Origin of the sequence: Sphingomonas sp. FUKUSWIS1, assembly GCF_000733135.1 — a bacterium.
Lineage (GTDB): Bacteria > Pseudomonadota > Alphaproteobacteria > Sphingomonadales > Sphingomonadaceae > Sphingomonas > Sphingomonas aerolata.
This window is the reverse complement of sequence record NZ_JPJC01000116.1, coordinates 1-1,667: the sequence shown is the minus strand read 5'-3', so window position 1 is coordinate 1,667 and position 1,667 is coordinate 1. Positions and strand designations below refer to the sequence as shown.

Annotated in this window: 2 protein-coding genes and 1 pseudogene; 1 reads left to right on the top strand and 2 read right to left on the bottom strand. The window is 69.0% G+C overall.

What is annotated here, in order from left to right:
- Positions 1 to 288 (top strand): annotated as a pseudogene (locus sphsw_RS20355) (pseudouridine synthase); the annotation flags it as partial.
- 423 nt (positions 289 to 711) lie between these two features.
- Here sphsw_RS20355 and rplS read toward each other — a convergent pair.
- Together rplS and trmD are read right to left on the bottom strand one after the other, a co-directional pair.
- Positions 712 to 1,104 carry a 50S ribosomal protein L19 gene (rplS, locus tag sphsw_RS08205; RefSeq protein WP_031395442.1) on the bottom strand — a complete coding sequence of 131 codons (393 nt, stop codon included), beginning with the start codon at positions 1,102 to 1,104 and terminating at the stop codon, positions 712 to 714.
- A gap of 2 nt (positions 1,105 to 1,106) precedes the next feature.
- A partial coding sequence (gene trmD / locus sphsw_RS08200) for a tRNA (guanosine(37)-N1)-methyltransferase TrmD (RefSeq protein ID WP_031440179.1) occupies positions 1,107 to 1,667 on the bottom strand: 561 nt, incomplete at its 5' end.

The window sequence follows — 1,667 nt, the reverse complement described above, 5'->3', positions numbered from 1 at the left end:
GCCGCGCTCGATGCCTTGCGCGACGGCGTCGTGCTGAAGGACGGCCCCACCCGCCCCGCCGAGGTCGAACGGATCGACGCGCCCGACCTCTGGCCGCGCGTGCCCCCGATCCGCGTGCGCGCGAGCATCCCCGATTGCTGGCTGAGGATCACGATCCGCGAAGGCCGCAACCGCCAGATCCGCCGGATGACCGCGGCGATCGGCCACCCGACGCTCCGCCTCGTCCGCTGGAGCATCGGCGACTGGACCCTGGCGGATCTCGCCCCCGGTCGCTGGCGCGACGCCTGACCCGGCCCCGCGCCGCCCGCCTCAACACCACGGCCCACGATCGACACAAGCCACCACCCCACCCACACCGTCATCCTGACGAAAGTCAGGATCCAGGGTCACGAGGGCGGCCCTCCATGGCGCTCGTCACCGCCCCGCCCGCTGTAAGGAACGCTGCTGGCCTTATCGCGGCAAAAGGCGCAGCCTACCCGCATGGCCTGGTCTGATCCAGCCTCGACTCGCACCCCCGCCTCCGCGGTCGCCGGGTCATGCCCGACAGGGGGTCGTCACCCCCGCGCGAAAAAACGCGCTATCGTCTCAACATTCGCAACATTCGCGGTCCCCGCCCCTGCCCCGAACCCTGCCGGGTGCCCGACGGCAGGCACGAAAAAGGGCGCGGGGACCATCGCCCCCGCGCCCTCGATCGCGTCTCGCAGGATCCGATTACTCGGCGGCTGCGGTGCCCTTGGCGGGGCGCATGTCGCGACGCTCGGCGATACGCGCTGCCTTGCCGGTGCGGCCACGCAGGTAATACAGCTTGGCGCGACGCACGGCGCCCTTGCGGACGACTTCGATCGAATCGACGTTCGGCGAGTAGAGCGGGAAGACGCGCTCGACGCCCTCGCCGAAGCTCATCTTGCGCACGGTGAAGTTGCTGCCCATGCCCTTGTTCGAGCGCGCGATGCACACGCCCTCATAGTTCTGAATACGGGTGCGCTCGCCTTCGACGACCTTCACGCCGACCTTCAGCGTATCGCCGGGGCGGAAATCGGGGATCGTCTTGTTGGCCAGGAACTTCGCGATGTTCTCGGCTTCGATCGTCTGCAACAGGTTCATAGTCAGTCCTCGTGTCGCCGCGCGCCAGAGGGCGACTGGACCCGAGCGCCCTCATGGCGCTCCCAAAGGTCCGGTCGCCGTGACCGTGTATCGATCTCCGCGCGGCGTTTGCGCCATGCGTCGATCTTCGCATGATCCCCCGATCGCAGCACCTGCGGGATCGTGCGCCCTTCCCATATCTGAGGTCGGGTATAATGCGGATATTCGAGAAGCCCCGTTTCGAAGCTCTCGTCATCCCCACTAGAAGCCGCGCCCATTACGCCGGGCAGCAGCCGAATGCAAGCATCGAGGAGCACCAGCGCGCCCATCTCGCCGCCCGACAGGATATAGTCGCCGATCGACACCTCCTCGATGGCGCGCGCCTCGAACAACCGCTCGTCGAACCCCTCGAACCGCCCGCACAGCACGGTGACGCCGGGGCCTGCTGCGAGCTCACGAACGCGCTCCTGCGTCAGCGGCCTGCCGCGCGGCGTCATCGCCAGCACCGGCCGCCCGTCCGCGACGCTGTCGATCGCCGCGGCGACCACGTCCGCGCGCAGCACCATCCCCGCGCCGCCGCCCGC